Genomic DNA, 2,302 nt, shown 5'->3' with positions numbered 1-2,302 from the left:
GTCATCGACGAACGGATCGTCATCTATGTAATTGCCGTTGGCCGTAGAGCCGATAATGAGATTTATGAATTAGCATCGAAACGGGCAGAGTGAATTTACTATCTGGTAGAAAGTCAGCTCCCGCCGTCTTCTCAGACGTTCAGGATATTTCATCGCTTTCCGCATAGCGGACATCATTAATTCAAAGCTCTACCGCTGAGTTTGGCCGAAAGTTCCTGTCCGGTCTGAAGCAAAAATTGGGAAAATCAGACGTTACTAGGGCAATTACGTTCTTCGGCAGGTTTCGATATCTGGGACGTTCATCCACCTTACCCAACGAGCGCCGACTCCTGGGCAAAACACGAAAGGTGACGTTAGCTGGGGGGGGACGAAAAGGTTGCTAAATCAATGGCCAGTAGCAATATCAGGTGGTGTCTTTATTAAAAAAACATCGTTCGAAATCCCGAGATGCTCCTCACCAACGATGCCACGAAAAGCCTGAATCCGGGGCCCGTCCAACTTCACGGCATCCGCCCAACGAATGATAAGATCTCCAAATATTCGCATCACGTATCTAGAGTTTTCGTAGAGCCTTAATACCAGATCGCGCGTTTTTGGACGTGGCCCAGGAGGCGGTAAGGTCCCGCCCTCAACTTCAAGCAGATGATGTACAAAGGTATTCCGATCGGTTAGAAACGCGTTTAACCGACAATCGAATTCATCGCTGACATCTATTTTCGATCGAACCCGCTTGAGCAACTGTCCTAGCGTGTGTTTTCGGACCTTATCAGACAATGCTTCAATGTCTCCGCGCGTTCTGGGCTGCTCGTCCGGAAGCACCATGATGATTGCTTCCGCAATGATCCTCTCGGCAACCTGCACGACGTAGAGCGTGGCTCCTATTACTTCAAGTTGGTCCTTGTATGACACCACTTCATCTTCCTGCCATTATCGCCGAATGCTCATACTATTCCCGGAGAGAGCGCGGCAATCGCCTTTCAAACTGGACTCTTGATGATTTCAAACGCTTTACAGAAAGCAGACATGGGCATTTTATTGTCTTTTTTTCATATATTGAATGACCGACTACCGATTAAATTCGGCCCCTTAATAAAATCTATCTTATCAATTGCGAGTTAAAATCCTGCTTATTCAGGAGAACGGGAATAGGCAACAATAGCAGTGTCTCGCTTAGCTCTACCCCTTCGCTTTTTTTCAATCATAGATTGTTGCCATTTCGCGTAGGAGCGTTTTTGCAGATTTGTAAGTGCTGTTGTCACTAAACCGTAGTGGATATCGAAATCCCGCTCAAATGATCTGGATGCGATTAGATCGTGAATCAGTTCAGCCATACTAGTAATAAGCTGTAATTTAAATTTGACAGTGAGCGCGTTCTCTTGGTTCATCTGAGCGATTAGAACGCTAGAGATATCCGTCTCTTCCGAATTCAACGGTCTCGCCCATTGGCCGTGAGCTAGAGTATTCCTTAATCCAATCAAAGGCTCTAGATTTTCTGCTATAATCTGTCTTGTGGCTGCGAATCTGAACCAAGCGGTTGCCGAGAGCGTCCTGTCTGATAGGGGAGCACGAGGAAGCCCATACCGTTTGCGAAATCCAAGTTCTAAGGACTTCTGCCACCGATCAGCTTGAGATCTTTCCGCAGAGATTAACGCACGTTGCGCACCGTTAAATCCAGAAGTCTCGTACATAAGTTTCTTTAAACGGCACTCTGCCCACGCGCCAGCTAAAAATAAATACAATTTCTTCAGGGTTTCAGTAAGCGCTATGTTCTCGTCTGCAATCGCCCTGTTCAAGTCCCTCTTAATCTCAGAAAGCCCTGCTTCTAGAGCACGAAGGTTCTTTACATGAGCTTTATAGAGAACCGCATCGGTAGCGGGCATTTTTTATATCCGTTACATTGAGAATGTATGCCTCCCGGTCACCAAAGCGTACTCACAAATACGTTTTGGTGACCGGGAATCGAACCCGGATAGACTCCAAAGAGGCGTGTTTCCATTACACCATCACCCTAAAATTTATTACATCCAAAGAGCGAAACCGTCAATATGAGCGTGTCACCAGTTTGTGCCTCCAGTGTTTCATGATCATTTAAGCCGCATTGCGCCTAGAAGCAGACATTCCGCTACCCCCGCTGACTTGCCTGTCTGCTCAGTGATACAGAAGCAGACAGGCGGCAGTCGCCTCATCTCGGATATGGGAAGAGCAGTCAGACTTCTCCAATAGCAGACCATTGCCGGTTTTTCTTGACGTAGGGGACTGGAGCGGCCAGCGGTGAAGGCATGGATACCATCAGCCTCCTCGC

The 2,302-nt window shown here is 47.3% G+C and carries 2 protein-coding genes and 1 pseudogene; 1 reads left to right on the top strand and 2 read right to left on the bottom strand.

Going from position 1 to position 2,302, the window contains the following annotated elements; translation table 11 throughout:
* Nucleotides 1-93, top strand: a pseudogene (locus B7449_RS23840) (type II toxin-antitoxin system mRNA interferase toxin, RelE/StbE family); the annotation flags it as partial.
* A 291-nt stretch (nucleotides 94-384) separates the two neighbouring features.
* On the opposite strand, the gene B7449_RS17720 reads toward B7449_RS23840, so the two are convergent.
* Both B7449_RS17720 and B7449_RS17715 read right to left on the bottom strand, forming a co-directional pair.
* Nucleotides 385-909 carry a hypothetical protein gene (locus B7449_RS17720; protein ID WP_141654878.1) on the bottom strand — a complete coding sequence of 175 codons (525 nt, stop codon included), beginning with the start codon at nucleotides 907-909 and terminating at the stop codon, nucleotides 385-387.
* A gap of 218 nt (nucleotides 910-1,127) precedes the next feature.
* A complete protein-coding gene (locus B7449_RS17715; RefSeq protein ID WP_039733942.1) occupies nucleotides 1,128-1,880 on the bottom strand; it encodes a hypothetical protein in 753 nt (250 codons plus the stop codon).
* Nucleotides 1,881-2,302: the final 422 nt, after the last annotated feature.

The sequence above is a fragment of the Komagataeibacter intermedius TF2 genome, assembly GCF_000964425.1.
GTDB classification, from domain to species: domain Bacteria; phylum Pseudomonadota; class Alphaproteobacteria; order Acetobacterales; family Acetobacteraceae; genus Komagataeibacter; species Komagataeibacter intermedius.
Note: the sequence above shows the minus strand (reverse complement) of the source record. Positions and strands in the feature narration are given on the sequence as shown.

Bases quoted from the DNA above. Each gene is read 5' to 3' on its own strand.
- B7449_RS17715 (WP_039733942.1), bottom strand. From the start codon at position 1,880: ATGCCCGCTACCGATGCGGTTCTCTATAAAGCTCATGTAAAGAACCTT.